Genomic DNA, 22,289 nt, shown 5'->3' with positions numbered 1-22,289 from the left:
GGTGGAAAAGAACCCGGTGCGCCGCGGTGGCCGGCGCGTCGGCCGGCACGGCGTGCTCGCGTGGCCGTCGCCGCGGCCGTGGTGGCCCTGCTGGCGGTGGCGGGCACCTGCTGGGCGCCGCGGCACCAGGCGGCCGAAGCCGCCGGTGCGGCAGGCGCCCCGGTGAGCGCCGGGGACAGCGGTTCCTCGCGACCTGGGCCAGAGGCGGGCCGCGCGCCCCGGGGGACGAAGGCCGGTCCTCGTGACCGGGCCCGCGAGACGGGCCGGCCTGCCCGTAAGCAGGTCACTCCCGAGCTCAGGAGGCAGTTGCGCCCGTTCCGGGCGGCGCGGGGACAGGCCCGGCAGGACTGCCCGCCCACCTCGGTGATCTGCCTGGAGAACGAGCTTCCCGGCAGCCCGCCGAGCGAGTGGGACGTGCCCGGTGCGGGCAGCTCGACGATCCAGGGGTTCGCCACGGACATCAGCGTCGACAAGGGCGCCACCGTGGAGTTCAAGGTGGACACGCCGGCCACGGACTACCGCCTGGACATCTACCGGATCGGCTACTACGGCGGCATGGGGGCGCGGTTCGTCACGACGGTCCAGCCGTTCGCGATCCTGCCCCAGACCCAGCCGGCGTGCGTCCGCCAGACGGAGACCGGCCTGGTGGACTGCGGCAACTGGGCCGTGTCCGCCTCCTGGGCGGTGCCCGTCACCGCCGTCTCCGGCGTCTACATCGCCAACCTGATCAGGGAGGACGGCACCGCCGGTCGAAGCCAAATGATCTTCATCGTGCGCGACGACAGCCGCGGCGCGGAGATTCTGGTGCAGACCTCCGACGCGACGTGGCAGGCGTACAACAGCTACGGCGGCAACAGCCTCTACAACGGCAGCCCCGCCGGGCGGGCGTTCAAGGTCAGCTACAACCGCCCGTTCGTCGACCGCGGCTCCGGGCTCAGCGGCGCCCTGCAGTCCTATTTCTACAACTCCGAATACCCGATGATCAGATGGCTGGAGGCCAACGCCTACGACGTGAGCTACACGACCAACGTCGACACCGCGAGGTCCGGCCCCGAGATCCTCGAACACCGGGCGTTCCTGTCGGTCGGGCACGACGAATACTGGTCGCTGTCGATGCGCGACAACCTCGCCACGGCCCGCGACAACGGTGTCAGCCTCGCGTTCTTCTCGGGCAACGAGGTTTTCTGGAAGACCCGGTGGGAGAACAGCATCGCCGACTCCGGCACGCCGTTCCGGACGATGGTCTGCTACAAGGAGACGCTGGCCAACCGCAAGATCGACCCCAGCCCCGAGTGGACCGGCACCTGGCGTGACCCGCGCTTCGCCACGCCGCCCAACGGCGGCTTCCCGGAGAACGAGCTGACCGGCACCCTGTTCGCCACCAACGGCAGCGTCGCCGACTCGCTGGCCGTCCCCTTCGACTACAGCAGGCTGAGGCTGTGGCGGAACACGTCCGTGGCCGACCTCCTGCCGGGGCAGACGGCCGTCTTCCCGTCCGGAACGCTCGGCTACGAGTGGGACGCCGCGCCGGACACGGCCTTCACCCCGGCGGGGTCGGTGAAGTACTCCAGGGCGACGATCGGCCGGCTCGACAAGATCCTGCTCGACTTCGGCAGCTCGTACGGCCCCGGCGTCCCGACGCACAACCTCGTCCTCTACAAGCACTCCAGCGGCGCCCTCGTGTTCGGCGCCGGCACCACGCAGTGGTCGTGGGGCCTCGACGCCGTGCACGACCGGCCGGGCACGCCCGCCGACATCCGCATGCGGCAGGCGACGGTCAACCTCTTCGGCGACATGGGGCTCCAGCCGGCGAGCCTGCAGGCGGGGCTGGTGCCCGCGTTCCCGTCGACGGACACCACCCCGCCGACGACCACGATCAGCGCCCCGACCAGCGGAGCCACGGTGCCGAGCGGCACCACGATCAACCTGCGCGGCACGGCCGCCGACAGCGGCGGCGGCAGCGTGGCGGGCGTCGAGATCTCGATCGACAACGGCGTCCGGTGGTTCCAGGCCAAGGGCCTGACGGACTGGCAGTTCAGCTTCACGACCGGCGCGGCCGGGCCCCTGACGATCAGGGTGCGGGCGGTCGACGACTCCGGCAACCTCCAGACGACGCCCGCCACCCGGGCCGTCACCATCGGCGAGCAGTGCCCCTGCAACACCTGGCCCACGTCCACCACACCGGCCCTGGCCGACAGCGGGGACCCCAAGGCCGTCGAGGTGGGGGTGCGGTTCCAGGCCACCAGCCCGGGGATGATCAGCGGAATCAGGTTCTACAAGGGCGTCGGGAACACGGGAACCCACGTCGGGAGCCTGTGGACCGCGGGCGGCCAGCTCCTGGCCCGCGCGACGTTCACCGACGAGTCGGGGAGCGGCTGGCAGCAGGTGACCTTCTCCACACCGGTGCCGGCCAGCTCCAACACCACCTACGTCGCCTCCTACCACTCGACGTCCGGCTACGCGCTGACCAGGCCCTACTTCGGCGCGGAGTACTCCTCGGGCCTGCTCACCGGGCTGGCCAGCGGCGTCACCGTGGGCAACGGCCTGTACTCCTACAGCAGCACGCCGACCTTCCCGACCAGCACCTTCAAGACGACGAACTACTGGGTCGACGTCGTCTTCGATCCGTCGAACGCCCTGTGGGACGACACGGCCGAACCGGCGCTCGACACCGCCGGCGACCCGAAGGCCGTCGTCGTCGGCGTGAAGTTCGCCAGTACCACCGACGGCGTCGTGACCGGGGTCCGCTTCTACAAGGCGCCGCAGAACACCGGAACGCACACCGCCACCCTGTGGACCGCCGGCGGCCAGTTGCTGGCGAGCACCACCTTCACCAACGAGACGGCGAGCGGCTGGCAGCAGGCGAACTTCGCCAACCCGGTGCCCATCATTGCCAACACGACATATGTCGCCGCATATCACGCCCCGAACGGCAATTACTCGATAACCAGGCCGTTCTTCACCACCGAATACGGCCGGGGATCGCTCATCGCCCCGGCGGGCGCCACAGTGGGTGGAAACGGCGTGTACAGGTACGGCTCGGCGAGTTCATTCCCGAACAACACCTACCAGTTCACCAACTACTGGGTCAGCCCGCTGTTCAGTTCCGTGACCGGGGTGCAGAGCGGGGCGCCCGCCGCGCGCCTGGTCGCCAGAGCTGAAAAGCCCGCAAAGCGCCGGTAAGAACATCGCCGCATTCGGTCGTTCGCGCCCGCCCGGCAGGCCGGTGTCGCCAGGCTTGCGCGCATGCCCGAAGCTCCACCCTTTCAGCGTTCCACGCCTCAGCCCTCCGCGCCCGCGTCCGGACCGGACGCGGGCGCACCGCCGCGGACCAGGCTCACCGGCCGACGCCGGATCCTGGGCCTGCTGCCGGCGGTGGCCGCGGCCGGCTGCTCGGCGATCGTGCTGGGCCGCTACGGCGTCTCCGCGTGGGACCTGGCGAGGTTCGCCGTCTACGTCGCTCTCGGCATCGCGCTGCCCGGCCTGCTGTGGGTCCGCGCGGTGTACCGCCCCGCGCTCACCCTCACGGAGGGGCTCGCCCTCGGGGCGGCACTCGGTTACGCGGCCGAGGTGCTCACCTACATCCCGGCCCGCGCCCTCGGCGCTCCGCTCCTGGTGCTGGCCTGGCCGCTCGGCACGTACGCGCTCTTCCTCGCCGTGCCGCGGCTGCGCGGGCACTGGCGGGGCGCGGCCCGGGCGCGGCCGGCACCGCTGTGGTGGTCGTGGAGCCTGGCGCTGACCGTCGTCTACCTGGTGGTGTGGACCGCGGTCAACTTCTTCAGGACCCAGGCGCTCACCTGGCCGGCGCTCGGCGCCTCCTTCGTCGACATGCCGTTCCACCTGGCCCTGGTCGGCGAGGTGAAGCACCACCTGCCGCCCATGGTGCCCACGGTCGCGGGCGAGCCGCTCGTCTACCACTGGTTCGTCTACGCCCACCTCGCCGCCACCAGCTGGGTCACCGGGGTCGAACCCCTGGTGCTGCTGTTCCGCCTGGCCGTGCTGCCCATGCTGGCGGCCCTGGTCGTGCTCCTCGCGCTGATCGGCCGGCGCGTCACGGGCTCCAGGGCCGGGTCGCTGGGCGCCCTCGCGGCGACCATCCTCGTCACGGCCCCCACCCTCTACCTGGGCTCCGCCGCCGGCGTCTTCACCTGGAAGACCGTGCAGTCCTGGTCGAGCCCGACGCAGACGTTCGGCGCCCTGCTGTTCGCCCCCATCATGCTGCTGCTCATCGACCAGTTCGAGGGCCGGCAGCGGTCCCGGCACACGTGGGCGCTGCTGGCAGTCTTCCTCCTGGCCGTCATGGGCGCGAAGGCGACCTACCTGCCGCTGCTCACCGCGGGACTCGCGGCCGTCGTGCTGGTCGAGGCGGTCAGGTGGTTCTGGGTGCCCCGTCGGGTGCTCGTCGCGCTGGGCATGGCGGGGGCGACCCTGCTGTTCGCCCAGTTCGTCTTCTTCGGCGGCGTGCGGCAGGGGATCGTGGTCGATCCGCTGTCGATCATGCGGGTCACGCTCGCCAACCTGGCGGGCCGCAGCGCCGAGGAGGTCTCCACGAGCGGCGCGCTCGGGGTCGCGCTGTTGTGCGTCCTGTGCGCCGCGATCACCTGGTGCGGGGTGCTGGGTCTGGCCTGCCGGCCGCGGCAGTTGCTGCGGCCCCCGGTCGTGCTGGTGCTGGGCATGGCCGTCGCCGGGCTCGGGGCGGCGCTCCTGCTCGGACATCCGCACCTGTCCCAGGGGTACTTCCTGCAGGCGCCGTATCCGTACGTGGCGATGGTGGCGGTCCTCGGGCTCGTCACGGTCGTCCGGAGGGCGCGGCTGGGTCTCAAGCAGGTCGCCGTCGCGGCCGTCGCGGGGATCGCGGCCGTCTACGCCATCAGAACGGTCTTCGCGGTCCGGGTGCCACTGGAGCCGGGACGGGACGACGTCGCGCTGTACGTGCCCTACATCGCCCTGCTCGGTGTCGCGCTGCTGGCCGGTGTGGCCCTGCTCGCCGCCGGGCGAGGCAGGATGCGGGCGGTCGCCCTGGTCATCTGCCTGGTGACGGCCGCCGGCACGCCCGCGGCGTGGGCGACCCGCGTCCTGCCGGGCACCTACCGCAGCCCGATGTCGGCCCCGCCCCATCCGAACGGCACGCCGCCCGCCTCGGTGATCCCCAGGGGCGCCTTCGCGGCCGGTCGCTGGCTGCGCGCCAACTCCGATCCCGGCGACCTCGTCGCCACGAACGTGCACTGCCGGTGGGGCCACGAGAACCCGTGCGACAGCCGGGTGTTCTGGACGACGGCGTTGACCGAACGGCGGGTGCTGGTCGAGGGGTGGGCCTACACGGCGACCAACATGGACAGCTGGCGCGACGGAGAGGTGGTGGAGAACCGCCCGTTCTGGGACCGTGACCGGATCCAGGCCAACGACGCGGTCTTCCAGGACCCCTCGCCCCAGACAGTCCGCCGGCTGCGGGACGACTACGGGGTGCGCTGGTTGTTCGCGGACCAGCGCCGGCTGCGGCCGGGGACCCACCTGTGGGCGCACGCGAAGCTGCGGTTCCGCTCCGGCGACTACGGCGTCTACGAGCTCACCGCCGACGCCGCGGGCTGAGCGTGGAACGCCGCGGGCCCGGTCTCCCTTCGGAGGAGACCGGGCCCGCGGCACGAGCTCAGACCGAGGCGGCCGCGCTGATCGCCCCGCCTCGTTCGAGCGCGCAGAGGCCGGGCCCCGTCACGCCGATGAACTTCCCCTGGTAGGCGAAGACCCGATGGAACGGCTGCGAGCGGGCGTACTCCCGGAACACCAGGTTGTCCTGGATGTCGTCCATGACGAGGACGTGCTCGTCGGTCAGGTGGGGAGCCACGCGGTCCAGGAAGAACTCCCTGCCGCTGCGCGTCTTGTCGGAGTCGTAGTGGACCAGGTCCACCCGCATCGTCGGATGCAGGATCTCGCCGAGGTTGCGGCGGTCGCCCCGGGTGTGGAGCGTCCAGCGGTCCTTGAGCCGCTCGGGGACCACGTGGCCGATGTGCCGCTCCGCGTCGGGCAGGCGAAAGCACGGGAAGTCGCTGGAGTAGAGGTGTCCCATCATGTTGGCCCGCATCGCGTCCAGCACGGCGGCGGTGGACCAGCCGGCGGCGACTCCCGTCTCCACGACCACCCTGGGCCGCAGCGCCAGGGTGAGGAAGTGCAGCAGCTCGATGCCGCCGGGACCGCCGAGCCGCACCCCGGCGGCGGCGAGCCGCCTGACGCCGGGCTCCGCGGAACGGGTGAGCGACAGCGCGAACGCCTCGGCCCGCGACCAGAGCGCATCGTCGATCCGCCTGCCCCAGGCGTGGAGGTCCTGCGCCTGGCCGGCCGCCCAGGCGGTGGCGGCGGGCCGTTCCCGGTCGTGCCCGTGGCGCAGGCGCACGTACGCCTTGTGCGCCATGACCGGGAGATGGGCCGGACGAGCGGAGTTACGGAGAAGGTCGAAGATTCCCATGAGGCCCCCAGGCATCAGGCGCGGTAACCGTATCGGTGGAGATGTGGCGACAGTGACTTGTCGAGGAGAGCGAGCTGCCGAGCGGAGAGGTCGGTCCGGTACGCCTCGGCGCGGCCTCGGGTGAACCTCTGGCGGCCCAGGCTCCGCTCGAACTCTCGCGTCCAGGGCAGGTCGTAGAAGCCGAGGATCTGGTCCATGTGCTTGCGCGGGTCGGCCAGCAGGTCCTCGTAACGGACCTCCAGCCACTGCTCGGCCGGCACCGCCGCGCGGGCGGTCTCGTAGCGGTCCATCATCGTCTTCCAGCCGAGGCCGGCCAGGTGCACCAGGCACTGGCCGCCGGCCTCCCACTCCTCCGCGTAACCGGCGGGCAGCGGGCCGAATCGCCAGCCCGGAACCCCCAGATGGCCCCGCCACCACGGCATCTGCGCGAGCGAGTTGGCCACGGCCCGCCCGTCACGCACGATGTGCACGAAACGAGCGTCCGGGAACACCGCGTGCAGGAACGTCGCGCGCGGCCAGCCGGTGAACTTGTGGACGAACCGCCCGCCCGGCGCCGTCCGGCCGTCGAAGAACCTCCGGAGCCGCCGCGCCAGCCAGGGGGTGACGTCCTCGGCGGTGAGGTCCCGGTACGGATCGGTGATCATGGGAGACACCTCGCGGCTCAGCGCGACGTACGCCTCGGAGGGGCCGAGGCGGCGGCTCACGGTGAGCGGCCCCGCCTGGAGCCGGCGGTAGATCGCCCCACCGTGCCGCCGCAGCGGACCGGGCGTCCGGGCCCACCTGTTGTCCAGGCGGGACACGAAGCCCACCAGCGGGTGATGGGCGAGGACTTCGTAGGCCAGCGTGGAGCCACAGCGTCCCGTGCCGATGAGAAAGTCGGGCACACGGCCTCCCTGGTGGAGACGGGTCAGTTCATCCCGAACGTAGGGCCACCAGCGGCGATGGCGTTGGAGGTCGGGCTTGAACCGTGTCGCCCGGATATAGGCGTCTCGTGGTGGCGTGCCCAGACGTTCCGGTCATGGCAGGGGCACGAGTGCGTAATGTCTGCGGGCACCGGAGCGCCGCCACGCGCGCGCGGACCACCCGGTCGCGATGATGGCGCTGGTGAAGACCAGGGTGCATGTCTGCGAAGTCATCAAGACACTGGACGTCGGCGGCGCGGAGGTGCTGCTCGTCGAGCGGCTGCTCGCCTCGCCTCCCGGGGACAAGCGCTACACGGTGGTGTGCCTGCGCGCCTCCACGGCGGAACTGGCCGACCGGCTGCGCGCGGCGGGCGTCCAGGTCGTGGACCTGACCGCGTGCCCGCCCGCCCTCCGCCTCGTCCGCCTGGCGGCGGTGGTCCACCGCCTGCGCCCGGACGTGCTGAACCTGCACTCGCCGCTGCCGGCCTCGCTGCTCAGGCTGACCTCGCGGTTGTCCCGGCCCCGGCCCGCACTCGTCTCCACGGTGCACAACGTCCGCTACCGGGTGCCGACGATGCTGCTCGACCGCGCCACCGGGTGGCTGGACGCCCGAACCGTGGCCGTCTCGCCCCAGGTCGCGCGGGCCGTCGTCAGCCGGGGTGCGCGAGGACTGGCCACCAGGATCCACGGGGTGGACGTCGCCGGGCAGCGCCGCAGGGCCGCCGAGGCCCTCCGCACGCGGGAGGAGTGGAACGTCCCGGACTCGGGCTTCCTCGTGGCACACGTGGCCAACCTCCGGCCGCAGAAGGACCACGAGGTGCTCATCGAGGCGGCGGCCCGGGTGGTGGCCCGCGACCCGCGAGCCGTCTTCCTGCTGGCGGGCTCCGGCCCGCTGCACGACCGGATCGCCCGCCGGGTCGCCGACCTCGGGCTGGACGCCGTCCGGTTCCTCGGCCCGGTGCCGAACGCCGCCCGCCTCATCGCCGCCGCCGACCTGCTGGTGCTCAGCTCCTCCTACGAGGGGCTGCCCGTGGTCGTCATGGAGGCCCTCGCCGCCGGGGTGCCCGTGGTGTCCACGAAGGTGGGCGGAGTGCCCGACCTGGTGCGGCACGGACACAACGGCTACCTCACCCCGGCCGGGGACCCGGAGGCGCTGGCCGAAGCGATCCTCGACGCGATGCGCCCCGAGTGCCACGCGCGGCTGCGCGAGGGGGCGCGGGACAGCGCCGACCTGGTGGACATCGGCCGGACCGGCGCGTGGTTCGACAAGCTCTACGACGACGTGCGCGCCTAGTGGCCCGGCACGCCCGCTCACGACATCAGGAGGGTTGCCCATGACGGCTGGAGGCCGGGACCGGCTGCGGCGGGCCGTGCTGCTCATCGGCCACCTGGGCATGGGCGGCACCCAGAAACAGGTGTCGCTGCTGGCCCAGGAACTGCGCCATGCCGGCACGGAGCCGCACGTCATGGTGCTGTCGCGAGGCGGCCCGTACGAGGCCACCCTGCACGACGCCGGGATCGAGGTGCACCGGCTCGGCTTCGGCCGCGGCTCGCCGCTGGGCAACGCCCGCGCCTACGCCCGTCTGGTCGGGGTGCTGCGCCGGCTCGCTCCGGAGGTGGTGCACACCTTCCTGCACGAGGCGACCCTGATCGGCGTGCCCGCCGCCCGGCTGGCGAGGGTGCCCGTCGTGGTGGCCGGGCGGCGCAACGAGACCCGGCTCAACGCGACCCGCCCGTGGAGCCTGGCACTGGACAGGATGACGGCGCGGATGGCCGACCACGTCGTCGTCAACGCGGCGGCCCTGGCCGCCGACGCCTGCGCCATGCTGCGCCTGCCCCGCCACAGCCTGACGGTGATCTACAACGGCCTGCCGCCGTCGGCCTTCGACCCGGTCCCGCCCGAGGAGGTGCGCACCGGCCTGCCCGTGGTGGCGTGCGTGGCCCGGCTCAGCGCGGAGAAGGGACACTGCCACCTCATCGACGCGATGGCGCTGCTCGCCGCCCGCGGCCGGCCGTGCACGCTCGTGCTCGCGGGGGACGGCCCCGAACGGGGCGCGCTGGAGAAGCAGGCGGCCGCCGCCGGGCTGGACGTCCGCTTCCTCGGCACCAGGACCGACAACGCCGAACTGCTCGCCCGCGCGGACGTGGTGGTCCTCGCCTCGCTCACCGAGGGCCTGAGCAACGCCGTGATGGAGGCGATGGCGGCGGGCCGGCCCATCGTCGCCACCTCGGTCGGCGGCAACCCCGAACTCCTCGACGAGCGCGGGGTCCTCGTCCCGCCCGCGGCCCCCTCGGCCCTGGCCGAGGGCGTGATCCGGCTGCTCGACGACCCGGGCCTGGCCGGCGGCCTGGCTGCGGCGGCCCGCGCCTGGGCGGGCAGGAACCTCGACACGCACGTCATGGCCGACCATCACCTCCGGCTCTACGAGCGGCTCCTGCGGGCCCGCCGTGCGGGATAGCCAGGACGGCGCCACGCTGGATCCCGTCGCGACGTCGGGCACGGCCCTCTCCCTGAGAGCAGTCAGCCGGACGGTGGCCAGCCGGACGATGCGGCTGATGCTGGCCACGCTGACCGGCATGCTGATCGCGCGGACCCTCCAGCCGGAGGGGCGGGGCGTCTACGCGGTCATCGCCACCACGGCGGGCATGACGATGGTCCTGGGACACCTGTCCATCGAGAAGTCGCAGATCGCGTTGTGGGCGGAACGCGACCGGCATCCCGGCCTCACCTCCAACAGCATGGTGCTGGGTCTGGTGCTCGGCGCCCTGGCCGCACTCGCCGCGCTGGCCGTCACCGTCCGCGGCGTCATCCCCACGGCCTCGCCCCTGATGGCCGTGGCGCTGATCGCCGTCCCGTTCGGCGTCGCGGCCATCAACCTCAACGGCATCGCCCTGCTGCGCTCCCGGGTGGACATCGTCAACCGCGGGACGCTCGCCGCCGCGCTGACGCAGTGCCTGCCGCTGCTGCTGCTCATGGCGGTGGGCGAACTCACGGTGACCAGCGTCGTGGTGTGCTGGACGATCTCCATCATCGTGCCGTTCGCCCTGCACATGCGCGCCTCGCGCCCGCTGCCCCTGCGCTGGGACGGCGGGCTCGCGCGGCGCCAGCTCGCCATCGGCGGGAGGTACCACGCCGGGCGGGTCGCGTTCCACTTCCTGCTGACGCTGGACGTGCTGCTGCTCAACGCGCTGGCCTCGACGGCGGCGGTCGGCATCTACACCGTCGCCGTCACCGTCCTGGCGCTGACGCGCATCCCGTCCGACGCCATCGCGCAGGTCGTGCTGCCCTTCCAGGCGGGGGAGGACGCCCGCGACGCCGACCGGGTCACCGCCCGGACGCTGCGGCTGAACCTCATCCTGTCGGCGGGCGTCATCGGGACGCTCGCGGTCGCGGCTCCACTGCTGATCCCGCTGGTGTACGGCGAGGCGTTCGCGGGCAGCGTCGCCCCTCTGTGGGCGCTGGCACCGGGAGCGATAGCCCTGGCCCTGATCCGGCTGGTCGAGCAGCACCTCGTCCGGCTGGCGCGGCCGATCGGCATGACCATGATCGCGATCTGCGCGCTGGGCGCCAACGTCGCGCTCAACCTGCTGCTGATCCCCCGCTGGGGGGCCGTCGGGGCCGCGCTGGCGTCGAGCGCCACCTACGTTCCGATGGCGGTGCTGGAGATCGCGTGGTTCGCGCGCTCGGCGCGCATCCCGATGCGGGAACTCCTCCCGCGCCCGGCCGACGTCCGCTCGGTACGGCGGCGGCTGGCAGGGCGCGGGCGCCTCTCATGGCGCGGGCGGCGGCGCGGCGGCTCCGGGGCGCGCTGAGGCGACCCGGGCCGGTCCGGGGACGGGCTCCTCGGCGGCGGCGTCCTCCACCGCGGGGGAGCCGGCCCGGTCCGGGACCTTGTTCCAGGCGATCGTGGCGAGCAGGCTGATGACCATCACGATCGGGATGCGCTGGCGGAAGATCAGACCGATGTTGGCCATGGTCGTCGCGTAGGCGATCGTGCCGGGCACGATGAACAGCAGCAGGAGCAGGAGCATCCGCCGGTCGGAGTCCCACAGGCGGCGGGCTCCGCGGGCCGCGCAGTAGAGCAGGTAGTACAGCAGCAGCGCCTCCAGCTTGCCGAACTGCAGCGCCATGCTGCCGCCCATCCACGGGAAGGGCGACAGCAGCGTGTAGACCAGCTTCGGGCCGAGCTGGCTCCACGCGTTGCCGCCGTCGTCGAAGACCACGCCCGAGTCGCCGGAGGCGTTGGAGCGGCGGACGTTGTCGGCCTGCCCCTGTTCGAGCTCCTGCTGCATCATCGTGGCCGGCGCGGTGGCGGTGATCTCCTCGACGAAGACCGCGGCGCACACGAGCGCGACGACGGAGATGAGCATCAGCCGCAGCGACACGACGCGCCGGGGGTTGACGACGCCGAGCAGCAGCGGCACCGCGCACATGAACACCATGTAGGGGCGTACGTGCCACAGCGCCCACAGCAGCGGGAGGAGCAGCGCGATCTTGCGGATGTCGAAGCGCTGGACGTTCGAGGCGGCGAGGCCGAGGCAGGCGACCACGAGGAAGGCGTTGAAACCGTCCTTGAACATGTCGGAGGTGTGCACCAGGAACGCCGGGATGAACGCCACCAGGACCAGGAGCCGGTAGGCCGAACGCTCGTCGGCTCCGATCAGCCGGGCGAACTTGTACATCACCATGCACATCGCGCACGCCAGCAGGGCCACCAGGGCCGTGCACGCCAGCGGCGCGAACCCGCCGCACACGTAGATGACCAGCGCGAAGACGTGGCACGGAACGGCCGCCGAATACAGGGAGTTCACCTGTTCGGTGGAGACGAACTGGAAACCCTCGCTCTTCCAGTAGTTCACGATCTCCATGGCCGTGAGCTCGTAGCCGATGTTGTCTCCGCCGTAATCGAGAGAGCCGCCGCGCAACACCAGGACATGGGTCACCAGCCGGATGATGAACGCGAGCATCAGCACCGGGAGCACCCGCCATGCCGTGTCCGCCTCGAAACAGGCCCGGACGAGCAGGATGAGTGCCACCGCGGTGGCGGCGACAATGACGTACTCCATGGAAGCGGACCTTAGTCGGCCGCCACCCCCCAGACGGGGAACAATGGCGCACCGTCCGGCATCGGGGGGCGCCAATGGGGCGGGTATTACGTTTTCGCTGCACGGACCCGGCGACAATAAGGATCAGCAGTTCTTGTAGCTCGCCATCCGGAAAAAGCTTGCAATGTCCAAATATGTCACGAGGGCCGGTCCGGCTGGTACGGGCGTTTCGCTGGCTCATGCGAAGGTAGGGAATAGGAAAAACATTTCGGCACCGCCGTGACGGTGTCGGCGAAATATCAGGCGACGGGTTAGCTTCTCCGACGTGACCAGGCCATCACCGAGGAGCCCGTGAGTGAAACCTGACGACCGAATCCGTGTCATGGAGATCATCGCGCGCCTTAACGTCGGCGGTCCCGCCACCCAGGTCATGGGCCTGTACGAGCGGCTGGACCGCGACGAGTTCGACCACCGGCTGTACACCGGTCACGTCGACGGGAACGAGGAGGACCACCTCCACCTCCGCAAGGCCGGGACACGTGTGCACCGGGTGCCGGGGCTCGGCAGGTCGGTACGCGCCGGCGACGACGCCAGAGCCCTGCTCTGGCTGGTCCGCGCCATGCGGGAGTTCCGCCCGCACATCGTGCACACGCGCACGGCCAAGGCCGGGGCACTGGGCCGGGTGGCCGCCCGCCTGTCCGGGGTGGGCGCGGCCCGCGTGCACGTCTTCCACGGTCATCTCCTGCACGGCTACTTCACTCCGGCCAAACGGCGCCTCTACGTGCAGACCGAGCGGTTCCTCGCGTCCATGTCCGACCGGCTCGTCACCGTCGGCGCGCAGGTGCGCGACGACCTGCTCGCGGCCGGCATCGGCCGGCCCGGCCAGTACGTCGTGATCCCGCCGGGAGTCGGGCTGGGGCCGGTCCCCGACCGGATGGCCGCCCGCGACCTGCTCGGCATCCCCCACTCGGCGCCGGTCGTCGCGTACGTGGGCCGGCTCACCCGGGTCAAGCGGCCCGACCGGTTCCTCGCCGTGGCCCGGCGGGTGCTGGAGCGCGTGCCCGGATGTCACTTCGTGGTGTGCGGCGGCGGTGAGCTGGCCGCCGACCTGGAGCGGGACACACGGCCGCTCGGCGACTCCGTCCACCTGCTCGGCTGGCGCAAGGACGTCGAGACCGTCTACGCGGCGGCCGACGTGGTCGTCCTGACCTCCGACAACGAGGGCACCCCGCTCACCCTCGTCGAGGCGGGTATGGCCGGGGTTCCGGTCGTCTCCACACGGGTGGGCAGCGTCGCCGAGGTCGTCCGCGACCGGCAGACCGGCCTGCTGGCCGCCACCGACGCCGCCGAACTGGCGGAACACACGATCCGGCTCCTGTCGGACCGGGCTCTTGCGCTCCGGATGGGCGAGGAGGGCCGCACCTGGACGACACACGAGTTCGGCGTGGACCGGCTCGTCGCGGACACCCAGGAGCTCTACCGGTCGCTGAGCGCCCCGTCCGGGCGCCGCCCCATCCCGGAGGTAACGCAGCAGTGAGAATTCTCGTGACAGGCGGCGCCGGCTTCATCGGCGCCAACCTGTGCCGGGCGCTGGCCACCCGCCCCGAGGTCGAACAGATCACGGTGCTGGACGACCTGAGCACCGGCGACCTGGCCAACCTCGACGGCGTCGGGGTGCGCTTCGTCATGGGCAGCATCCTCGACCGCGACCTGCTGACGGACCTCGCGGCCGACGCCACCACCGTCGTCCACCTGGCGGCCCGGCCCTCGGTGCCGCGCTCCCTGGCCGACCCGCTGGCCTCCCACACGGTCAACGCCACGGGCACCCTGTACCTGCTGGAGGCGTGCCGGGCCACCCGCCCGCACGTCATCCTCGCCTCGTCGTCCTCGGTGTACGGGGACTCGGCGGAGGCGTTCAAGCACGAGGACCTACCGACCAGGCCGCTCAGCCCGTACGGCGCGAGCAAGCTGGCGACCGAGGCCTACGCGCTGGCGTACGCCCGCAGTTTCGGCCTGCCCGTCCTGCCGTTCCGCTTCTTCAACGTCTACGGACCGCTGCAGGCGGCGGACCACGCCTACGCGGCCGTCATCCCGGCCTTCGTGTCGGCGGCACTGGGCGGCCGGCCGGCGCCCGTCCACGGCGACGGCCACCAGGCGCGCGACTTCACCTACGTGGGGTCCGTGACGAGCGTCCTCATCGAGGCCGCCGTCCGGCGGGTCGTCAGCGACCGGCCCGTCAACCTCGCCTTCGGCACCCGGGTCACGCTGCGGGAGCTCATGGACGTGCTGGCCGGGGTGCTCGGCCGGCCGCTCGAAGCGGACTTCCTGCCGCCCCGGGCGGGCGACATCCGGCAGTCCCAGGCCTCGCCGGGGCTGCTGCGCGACCTGTTCCCCGCCGTGGAGCCCGTCTCGCTCGAAGAGGGGCTGCGGCTGACGGTGGCCTGGCACGAGAAGGCGGGCGGTTCCGGCCCGCGGATGACTGCCTGACCTGCCGCTTCCCCCCGGCATTGCAAGCTCTCGACGTATGTGACTAGGGGAAGCCCGTGAGCAATTCAGCGAAGACCACGTACCTCATAACCGGTGGAAGCGGATTCGTCGGGTCGCATCTGACCGACGCGCTGCTCGCCCGCGGCGACGCGGTCATCGTCCTCGACAACCTGTCGACCGGCCGGCTGGAGAACCTCCGGCCGCACCCGGACCTGCGCTTCGTACAGGGGTCGGTCCTGGACGAGCTCATGGTGGACGAGCTCGCGCACCAGTGCGACACCGTCGTCCACCTGGCGGCCGCGGTCGGCGTGAAGCTGATCGTCGAGCAGCCGTTGCGTTGCCTGACCACCAACATCCGCGGCTCGGAGATCGTCATCGAGGCGGCGCACCGATACCGCAAGAAGATCCTGATCACCAGCACGAGCGAGATCTACGGCAAGAACTCCTCCGGACCGCTGCGCGAGGAGGCCGATCGCATCCTCGGCAGCCCCGCGGTGGTGCGGTGGGCCTACAGCACGGCCAAGGCCGTCGACGAGATCCTGGCCAACGCCTACCACCGCGAGCGCGGCCTGCCGACCATCGTGGTCCGGCTGTTCAACACCGTGGGGCCGCGGCAGAGCGCCGCCTACGGCATGGTCATCCCGCGACTGGTCCAGCAGGCGCTCACCGGGCAGCCGCTCACGGTCTTCGGCGACGGCACCCAGACGCGCTGCTTCGCGCACGTCTCCGATGTCGTCGACGCGCTACTGCGGCTGCTCGACCTGGAGTCGGCCGTCGGCCAGACCTTCAACATCGGCTCCGCCGAGGAGGTCAGCATCCTGGAGCTGGCCAAGCTGGTCATCGACCACACCGGGTCCACCTCCGCGCTGGAGCTCATCCCGTACCACGAGGCCTACCAGCACGGTTTCGAGGACATGACCCGCCGGGTGCCGGACACCACCAAGCTGCGCGAGCTCACCGGCTGGACGCCGCGGCGAACCCTCGACGAGATCCTCACCGAGGTCGTCAGGAAGGTACGCGAAGACCTCGCGGCGTCCCTCCGGTGAGCGGAATGCTCGTCCTCACGGTGGGCAGCGCCGCCTACCTCATCAGCGGCCTGAGCGTCCCGTCGTTCAAGCGCCTGGCGCTGCGGTGGGGCCTCACCGACCGCCCGAGCGAGAAGAAGGCCCATACGCGGCCGACCCCCTACCTGGGCGGCCTGGCCATCGTGCTCGGCACGGTCGTGCCGGTCCTCGTGGTGCTGCGCGAAGCCGACCAGCGGATCGTCGCGATCCTGCTGGCCGGTGGGGTGATCACGCTGCTCGGGCTGATCGACGACATCAGGCCGTTGCGCGCGGTGACCCGGCTGACCGCCGAGGCGGTCGCCGCGTCCGGCGTCGTGCTGTCCGGCGTGCACGTCACGCTGTTCGGCGGCTGGCCGGACCTGGCCCTCACGGTGCTGTGGATCGTCGTGATGACCAACTCGTTCAACCTGCTCGACAACATGGACGGCGCCCTCGGGGCCATCGCCACGGTGACGGCGGGCTTCCTGTCGGCGGCCGCGTTCGTCAGCGGTCACGCGGCGCTGGGCCTGCTGCTCGCCGGGCTGGCCTGTGCCTGCCTCGGCTACCTGCCGCACAACTGGGCGCCGGCCCGGATCTTCATGGGCGACTCGGGATCGCTGTTCATCGGGTTCGTGCTCACCTGCTCCGCCGTCCTGCTGGTGACGGGGCACGGCCTCGACACCGCGGTGGCCGGTCTGCTCCTGCCGACCTTCGTGGCCGGAGTCGACACCGGGGTCGTGCTGCTGTCACGGATCCGGGCGGGGCGCTCGCCGATGATGGGCGGCACCGACCACGTGTCGCACCGGCTGCGCCGGACGGGCATGCCGACGCGGGCGGTCGCCGCCCTGCTCGGCGCCGTCGCCGCGCTCGCCGGCGCCCTGTGGCTCGCCACCGTCCTGCGCCTGGTGTCGCCGTTCGCCGGTGCGTTGATCGCGGGCGGCGCCACGGCACTCCTGGTCGGCCGGTTGCAGGGCGTGCACGTCTACGTGCCGATCGAACATCTCAAAGCTCCTCCGAGAATCCGTGAAAGGCGGCGTTGATCCCGTGGATCTGCTCTATTACGTGCGGCTGGCACGCAGGAACTGGTTGCTCATCCTGCTGTCGCTGGTCATCGGGGTGACCGCGGCGGTCATGATCACCGCCAACACGCCGCCGACGTACGTGGCGACGACCTCCATGCTGGTCTCCGGCCACGACAAGGAAGGCAGCCTGTCCACCGCGTACCAGGCGGGGATGCTGTCGGCGCAGCGGGTGCAGTCGTACGCCACCCTGCTGTCGAGCCGCCGGCTGGTGAGCGAGATCGCCGCAGGCGAGGACATCCGTCGCGTGCAGGGGAACATCACCGCCGAGGTCGTCCCGGGGACGGTCCTGCTGCGCGCCTCCGTCAGCGACACCGATCCCGCCCGCGCCGCGCAGCTCGCCAACACCCTCGGCGCGCGCTTCACCGAGCTGATCGACCGGATCGAGCGGCCCACGCGGAAGGACCAGTCGACCATCAAGATCACGGTGGTGGACGAGGCCGAGGTGCCCCTGGCGCCCGTCAGCCCGCGGCCGGCGGTCAACGTGCTGTTCGGCGTGCTGATCTCGCTGCTGGTCTCGCTGGCCGTGCTCGTGCTGCGCGACCGGCTCGACACGACCGTCAAGAGCTCGCACGCGTTGCAGGAGATGTCCGGCAGCTCCACTCTCGGCATCATCGGCTACGAGCGGGACGCCCGGCGCAACCCGCTGATCGTGCGGCGCAAGGGCCGCTCGTCCCGGGCGGAGTCGTTCCGGTCGCTGCGCACCAACCTGCAGTTCATCGGCGTGGACCGGCAGCCCAAGTCGCTCGTCATCACCAGTTGCCTGCCGAACGAGGGCAAGTCGTCCACGTCGTCCAACCTGGCGATCACCCTCGCCCAGGCGGGCTGGCGGGTCATCCTGGTGGACGGCGACCTGCGCCGCCCGCGCATCCCCGAGTACCTGGGCATCGAGGGCGGCGTCGGCCTGACCGACGTGCTGATCGGCCGGGCCCGCCTGAACGAGGTGGTCCAGGTCTGGGGCGAGCCGCGGCTGCACGTGCTGCCGAGCGGCCAGATCCCGCCGAACCCGAGCGAGCTGCTCGCCTCGCAGGGCATGCGGCAGGTGCTCGACCAGCTCACCACCGATTTCGACATGGTGATCATCGACGCGCCGCCGCTGCTGCCGGTCACCGACGCGGCCACGCTCTCGGCGGTCTGCGACGGGACGATGCTGGTCGCCCGCTACGGCAGGACGCGCCAGGAGCACATCCAGCGGGGCACCGAGCTGCTGGAGTCGATCAACGCCCGGATCGTCGGCACGGTGCTGAACTTCGTGCCGGCCAAGGCCAGCCGCTACGACGGCTACGGCTACGGCTACGGCTACGACTCGGGGCCGGAGGACGCGGCGGTCAAGAAGACGCCGGCGGCTGTGTGAGCAGCCGCAGGGGGGCGGCCAGCGCCTGCGCGATGCGCCGCCCCGCCGTCCGGTAGGCCCACCGGGAGCCGCCGAACGGGTCGGGGATGTCGGGCTGGTCCACGTGGACCAGCCCGCGCAGTTCCCGGACCTGCTCGACCAGCGTCCGCGCCCGGCGCACCGGGTCGCGCTGGGCGACCAGCGGCCCGGCGGGCACCTCCTGGCTCAGGGCGCCGAACTCGGCGATCGTGAACGTCCGCCCGGCCGCCGGCAGGTGCATCGCCACCGCCTCGGCCCGGTGCGCGACCGTGGCCGTCAGCACCAGATCCGCCGCCGCCACCAGCTCGCCGGTGAGCGGCCGCGAGGCGAACCCGCCGGGATCTCCGCCGAGACCGAGCAGCACCCGCCGGGCGCGCTCGGTCATCTCCATGCCGGGCCTGGCCCGGGTGCCCGCGCTGCTCACCTGGAACGGCGGGCCGAGCGCGGAGCGGGTCAGCCGCTCGGCCAGCGGGGATCGGCAGATGTTCCCCGTGCACACGAACAGGATGCGGAAACCCGGCTCCGGCGTACGCTGCATGAGCGCGACCGTAGGCGGCCCCGGCGCGGGACGGGCCCGCGGCACGCCGCCCTTTACCCATCCCTGCCCGGCCGGCTCGCCCCGCGCGTGCCGAGGCGGCCGGGCCGGGTGGTCTGGGCCGGGTGGTCCGGGTCGGGTCGTCCGGGTCGGGTGGTGCGGGGCTCAGCCGTCGGGAGTGCAGCCCCTGGTGTCCCAGACGACCCGCGTCTGCTGCGGGCGGGCCAGCGGCTGGACGGGCACCACCGGCCTGGCCTGCGACGCGGGCTCCAGCAGGTGGAACTCCAGCGTGCGCGCCTGCCGGGGCGCGAACTCCATCATCGTCGTGAGGACCGGGTGGGAGCGCTCGACCGCCTGCAGCACCGACGCGCTCTCGCCGTCGATCCGCACGCCGCCGATCCTGGTGCCGGGTGCGGTGTAGAGCGACACCCACAGCAGGTTGGAGCCGCGGGCGTGGCGCCGGGCCGGCTCGTCGAGCCGGCTGACGACGTAGTCGGGCAGCTTGCGCCGGGGCACGTCGTTGACCAACCGGACCCGCACCCGCGAGACGCGGTACCCGTCGGCGCGGCACGGGCCGAGCCAGTACTCCACCTGCCGGCCCAGGTAGTAGTCGAGCTTGTTGCCCGCCGAGTTGTTGATCACCACGCTCGCGTACGGTCCGGGCCGTCCGGGCAGCGTGCCGCCCAGCGGGGTCGCCGCCAGGCGCCGCTCTTCGACGTTCCTGCGGCTCCAGACCTGCAGCCGGCGCTCGCGCACCATCTTCGACAGGACGGGCAGCACCTGCCGCGGGTCCGGCCGGGCGCGGGTCACCTCGTCGGCGACCGCGCCGGCGATCCGCATGAGGAACCTCTTGCGGGCGTGCTGGTCGTCGTAGCGGGCGTAGGCCTGCCGTTCGGTGAGGTCCACGACGTTGTCGGCGCTCACCTGCTCGCCGCCGGGCAGGGAGACGGGCCCGATCAGCCGCAGCAGGTGGGACAGGCCGACGGGGTCGGTGGCGATGGCGCCGTCCAGCCGCCGGCCGTGCTGGCGCTCCCACAGGGCGGTCCAGGTCTCGGCGGCGTAGGGGAAGTGCGGGGAGAGGTTGGAGATGTTGAGCTTGGCCTGGGCGTTGCGCCCGTAGCGGGCGGTGTAGGTGGGCCCGTGGTGGACGACCGGCCGCGGGCTGGTCGCCAGGGCGCTGTTGGAGGAGAGACCCTCGATGGCGAGCCCGCCGCGGCTCGCCTTGAGGATGCCGAACGCGCCGACCAGCCCGCCGGTCGCGCGTGCCTCGGCGTTGGTCTGGAACGCCAGGAAGTAGCGGCGTGGGCCTTCGCGGCCCAGCATCGGAGGAAGCAGTGCGGCGGCGTCGGAGGCGGTGTCGAGCCAGCCGTGCAGCCGGTCGATCTCGCGCAGCGCCGTGGCCCGCGCCTCGTCCACCAGGTCGACGCCGGTCTGCGCCGGGGTGGCCGCCAGGCGGGCCCGCGTGCCGGCGATCTTCGTGGTGGCGGCCGCCAGGGCCGGCGCGGCGGAGTCCAGTCCGTCCAGCAGCTTGCCCATGTCGTCCATGGAGAAGCCGCCCGCCTGGATCAGCCCCGCGCCGGCCTGGTGGACGCCGGCCAGCACGCTGGTCAGGTCGGCGGCCGACTCGGCGAGCCCGCGAACGGTCGTCGCCCCGTCACCCACCACGGGTGAGTGGGCGAGCAACGACCAGTCCTGGCCGCTGGTGAGCCGGCGCGCCTCGGCCGCGTGCCGCTGCGCGAGCGCGAGCGCCCCGCCCAGTCGAGCGGGGTCGCCCACGGGGAGGTTCTCCAGGGCGTCCTTGGTCGCCTGGAGCTGCTCCCGCACGTTCAGTCCGAGACGCGCCGACCACCCCCCGGCCAGCGCGAGGCAGGCCACGGGGCCCAGCAGCCCGTATACGACGACGTGACGCCGGTTGAGGCGTGTCTTACTTGGCATCGGTGGAGCGACGACGCCTCATGGCGATGAGCGTGCCGGCCGCGCCGGCGAGCAGCAGGCCGGTGCCGGCCCCTGCCAGGGTGCTAACGGAGGACGAGCCCGTCATGGGCAGCTCCTTCTTGACGACCTTCTCGCAGTACCCTTCGAAGCACTCGTCCTCGTCCCACCAACCGTGGCCGAAGTCCTTGTCGAAGTCGTGGTCCTTGTCACCGATGTCGATGGTGAAGTGCTTGTCCTGGTTGGAGCTGCTGTCCTCGGACGTGCCGTCGGAGTCGTCGCCGTCCTCACCGTCCTCGCCGTCGTCCCCGTCCTCGTCATCGCCTTCGTGGTCGAGGAGGCCGGGCTGGACGGGGCCCGTGGCGCTGTCGAGCTCGTTGGCGCTCGGGAACGACTGGATGTCGCTGAAGTCCCCGAGAGGCGCGAGGTTCGGGTCGTCGGAGGTCAGCGCGTTGTCGAACTGCTCCTGCTCCGACTGCGAGATGGCGACGGCATCGGCGTCCGCGTGGTTGTCGTTGTCGTTCACGTTGTTGTTCGTGATGTCGGCGCAGACGACGACGTCGTTCCCCTCGGAGTCGCAGTCGATCGGCTGCGGCGGGTACGGCTGGAGCGCCGCCATCATGGGCGACGGGTGGGAGGCGGCACTGGCCTCCGTCGCCATCCCCGTGCCGGCGAACGCCAATCCACTCCCTATGGCCACCGCGGCCAGGATAGATTTCCTGATTTTTATTGCCATTTCGGACTCCCCGTGACGGTAGTGCGGGCCCTGGAACATTTCGCCCGGCATGCCAGCGACATGTTCGCTATGAAACCCGTTATATGTGCCGCCTCATGGGGGGCTTCGTGCGCCGCACACGCCTTACCGAATGCGGGCGATTGATTCTCCATATGTTGACGGTCGATCAAGCCCCCGTGTCCTGCCCCCGAGTCGGGCTCGGCCCGCTTCGGCCCGCTCTGCGCGGTTCCGTGGAGGGTTCGCATCTGGTGATCTTGCCGGACCGCCCCGGAGGGGGAGCCGGCACCGGCTGACCTGGCCCCTTCGCCGCCTCTGCCAGAACATTGGCGTTTTCTCCTTAACGTCCCCCAAATCGTGTCAATGCGAGTTATGCTCGCTGTCTACCACTAACGCCGGAAGCGCGGGGGCCCTCGGCGATTCTGCCCGTCTGCGCGAACCCGGAGGCCGGATGAGAGTCGACGACGCAGCGTTCGAGAGCGTGCTCACGTCGTTGAGCAAGCGTGAGGCCGAGGTCATGGACCTGATCGCGACCGGTCAGTCCAACGGCCAGATCGCGCGGCGGCTCTTCCTGAGCGAGAAGACGGTCAAGAACCACGTCAACCGCATCTACGCGAAGCTGGGAGTGGACTCCCGCGTCACCGCCATCGGCCTCTGGCTCTCCCGGCGCGACAACTGACCCGGCGGCACAGCCTTCCGC

The 22,289-nt window shown here is 71.8% G+C and carries 17 protein-coding genes; 11 read left to right on the top strand and 6 right to left on the bottom strand.

Annotated elements, in window-relative coordinates; all coding sequences use genetic code 11:
* The first annotated feature begins 60 nt into the window (after positions 1 to 60).
* Complete coding sequence (locus FHU36_RS38610; RefSeq protein ID WP_312892134.1) at positions 61 to 3,183, top strand: N,N-dimethylformamidase beta subunit family domain-containing protein; 3,123 nt, start codon at positions 61 to 63, stop codon at positions 3,181 to 3,183.
* Between the two features lie 63 nt (positions 3,184 to 3,246).
* The gene (locus tag FHU36_RS38605; protein WP_185089083.1) at positions 3,247 to 5,589 is read left to right on the top strand and encodes a hypothetical protein; all 2,343 of its coding nucleotides are present in this window, start codon (positions 3,247 to 3,249) and stop codon (positions 5,587 to 5,589) included.
* A gap of 58 nt (positions 5,590 to 5,647) precedes the next feature.
* Here FHU36_RS38605 and FHU36_RS38600 read toward each other — a convergent pair whose 3' ends face one another.
* Complete coding sequence (locus FHU36_RS38600) at positions 5,648 to 6,406, bottom strand: class I SAM-dependent methyltransferase (protein WP_185089082.1); 759 nt, start codon at positions 6,404 to 6,406, stop codon at positions 5,648 to 5,650.
* Positions 6,407 to 6,474: 68 nt separating this feature from the next.
* Positions 6,475 to 7,344 (bottom strand): sulfotransferase family protein, encoded by an 870-nt coding sequence (locus tag FHU36_RS38595; RefSeq protein ID WP_185089081.1) that lies wholly within the window; start codon positions 7,342 to 7,344, stop codon positions 6,475 to 6,477.
* Between the two features lie 220 nt (positions 7,345 to 7,564).
* Between FHU36_RS38595 and FHU36_RS38590 the strand changes: the two genes are divergently transcribed.
* The 3 genes from FHU36_RS38590 to FHU36_RS38580 are packed head-to-tail and all read left to right on the top strand — an operon-like array spanning position 7,565 to position 11,175.
* Entirely contained in the window at positions 7,565 to 8,656 is a 1,092-nt protein-coding gene (locus FHU36_RS38590; RefSeq protein ID WP_185089080.1) for a glycosyltransferase, read from the top strand.
* A gap of 40 nt (positions 8,657 to 8,696) precedes the next feature.
* Positions 8,697 to 9,821: a glycosyltransferase gene (locus tag FHU36_RS38585; protein ID WP_185089079.1), complete on the top strand. Its 1,125-nt coding sequence runs from the start codon at positions 8,697 to 8,699 to the stop codon at positions 9,819 to 9,821.
* Complete coding sequence (locus FHU36_RS38580; RefSeq protein WP_185089078.1) at positions 9,811 to 11,175, top strand: lipopolysaccharide biosynthesis protein; 1,365 nt, start codon at positions 9,811 to 9,813, stop codon at positions 11,173 to 11,175. Before FHU36_RS38585 ends, FHU36_RS38580 begins: the two co-directional genes overlap by 11 nt.
* Here FHU36_RS38580 and FHU36_RS38575 read toward each other — a convergent pair.
* A complete protein-coding gene (locus FHU36_RS38575; protein WP_185089077.1) occupies positions 11,134 to 12,429 on the bottom strand; it encodes a hypothetical protein in 1,296 nt (431 codons plus the stop codon). The genes FHU36_RS38580 and FHU36_RS38575 overlap by 42 nt on opposite strands.
* Before the next feature lie 361 nt (positions 12,430 to 12,790).
* On the opposite strand from FHU36_RS38575, the gene FHU36_RS38570 reads away from it, so the two are divergent.
* From FHU36_RS38570 to FHU36_RS38550, 5 genes are read left to right on the top strand one after another with little or no spacing between them, the layout of a single operon-like run.
* Positions 12,791 to 13,945: a glycosyltransferase gene (locus tag FHU36_RS38570; RefSeq protein WP_221497277.1), complete on the top strand. Its 1,155-nt coding sequence runs from the start codon at positions 12,791 to 12,793 to the stop codon at positions 13,943 to 13,945.
* Positions 13,942 to 14,895 (top strand): NAD-dependent epimerase/dehydratase family protein, encoded by a 954-nt coding sequence (locus FHU36_RS38565; protein ID WP_185089075.1) that lies wholly within the window; start codon positions 13,942 to 13,944, stop codon positions 14,893 to 14,895. The genes FHU36_RS38570 and FHU36_RS38565 overlap by 4 nt, the downstream gene beginning before the upstream one ends.
* Before the next feature lie 56 nt (positions 14,896 to 14,951).
* Positions 14,952 to 15,941 (top strand): NAD-dependent epimerase/dehydratase family protein, encoded by a 990-nt coding sequence (locus tag FHU36_RS38560; RefSeq protein ID WP_185089074.1) that lies wholly within the window; start codon positions 14,952 to 14,954, stop codon positions 15,939 to 15,941.
* A 5-nt stretch (positions 15,942 to 15,946) separates the two neighbouring features.
* Positions 15,947 to 16,978 (top strand): glycosyltransferase family 4 protein, encoded by a 1,032-nt coding sequence (locus FHU36_RS38555; protein WP_246503271.1) that lies wholly within the window; start codon positions 15,947 to 15,949, stop codon positions 16,976 to 16,978.
* A gap of 4 nt (positions 16,979 to 16,982) precedes the next feature.
* Positions 16,983 to 18,371, top strand: coding sequence for a tyrosine-protein kinase domain-containing protein (locus FHU36_RS38550; protein ID WP_185089072.1), 1,389 nt, complete (start codon positions 16,983 to 16,985; stop codon positions 18,369 to 18,371).
* Here the strand turns inward: FHU36_RS38550 and FHU36_RS38545 are convergent.
* The 3 genes from FHU36_RS38545 to FHU36_RS46040 all read right to left on the bottom strand — a co-directional run bounded on the left by FHU36_RS38545 (position 18,346) and on the right by FHU36_RS46040 (position 21,556).
* Positions 18,346 to 18,927, bottom strand: coding sequence for an arsenate reductase/protein-tyrosine-phosphatase family protein (locus tag FHU36_RS38545; RefSeq protein WP_185089071.1), 582 nt, complete (start codon positions 18,925 to 18,927; stop codon positions 18,346 to 18,348). The two genes, FHU36_RS38550 and FHU36_RS38545, sit on opposite strands and share 26 nt — an antisense overlap.
* A 162-nt stretch (positions 18,928 to 19,089) precedes the next feature.
* Positions 19,090 to 20,859, bottom strand: coding sequence for a DUF4012 domain-containing protein (locus FHU36_RS38540; protein WP_185089070.1), 1,770 nt, complete (start codon positions 20,857 to 20,859; stop codon positions 19,090 to 19,092).
* The gene (locus FHU36_RS46040; protein ID WP_185089069.1) at positions 20,849 to 21,556 is read right to left on the bottom strand and encodes an LPXTG cell wall anchor domain-containing protein; all 708 of its coding nucleotides are present in this window, start codon (positions 21,554 to 21,556) and stop codon (positions 20,849 to 20,851) included. Before FHU36_RS46040 ends, FHU36_RS38540 begins: the two co-directional genes overlap by 11 nt.
* Positions 21,557 to 22,040: 484 nt before the next feature.
* Between FHU36_RS46040 and FHU36_RS38530 the strand changes: the two genes are divergently transcribed.
* Positions 22,041 to 22,268 (top strand): helix-turn-helix domain-containing protein, encoded by a 228-nt coding sequence (locus tag FHU36_RS38530; protein WP_185089068.1) that lies wholly within the window; start codon positions 22,041 to 22,043, stop codon positions 22,266 to 22,268.
* Positions 22,269 to 22,289 lie beyond the last annotated feature (21 nt).

The organism is Nonomuraea muscovyensis, assembly GCF_014207745.1.
GTDB lineage: Bacteria > Actinomycetota > Actinomycetes > Streptosporangiales > Streptosporangiaceae > Nonomuraea > Nonomuraea muscovyensis.
The sequence above is the reverse complement of the archived record's forward strand: the minus strand, read 5'-3'. Positions and strand labels throughout refer to the sequence as shown.

Bases quoted from the DNA above. Each gene is read 5' to 3' on its own strand.
- FHU36_RS38605 (WP_185089083.1), top strand. From the start codon at position 3,247: ATGCCCGAAGCTCCACCCTTTCAGCGTTCCACGCCTCAGCCCTCCGCG.
- FHU36_RS38600 (WP_185089082.1), bottom strand. From the start codon at position 6,406: ATGGCGCACAAGGCGTACGTGCGCCTGCGCCACGGGCACGACCGGGAA.
- FHU36_RS38585 (WP_185089079.1), top strand. From the start codon at position 8,697: ATGACGGCTGGAGGCCGGGACCGGCTGCGGCGGGCCGTGCTGCTCATC.
- FHU36_RS38575 (WP_185089077.1), bottom strand. From the start codon at position 12,429: ATGGAGTACGTCATTGTCGCCGCCACCGCGGTGGCACTCATCCTGCTC.
- FHU36_RS38570 (WP_221497277.1), top strand. From the start codon at position 12,791: ATGGAGATCATCGCGCGCCTTAACGTCGGCGGTCCCGCCACCCAGGTC.
- FHU36_RS38555 (WP_246503271.1), top strand. From the start codon at position 15,947: ATGCTCGTCCTCACGGTGGGCAGCGCCGCCTACCTCATCAGCGGCCTG.
- FHU36_RS38545 (WP_185089071.1), bottom strand. From the start codon at position 18,927: ATGCAGCGTACGCCGGAGCCGGGTTTCCGCATCCTGTTCGTGTGCACG.
- FHU36_RS38540 (WP_185089070.1), bottom strand. From the start codon at position 20,859: ATGCCAAGTAAGACACGCCTCAACCGGCGTCACGTCGTCGTATACGGG.
- FHU36_RS38530 (WP_185089068.1), top strand. From the start codon at position 22,041: ATGAGAGTCGACGACGCAGCGTTCGAGAGCGTGCTCACGTCGTTGAGC.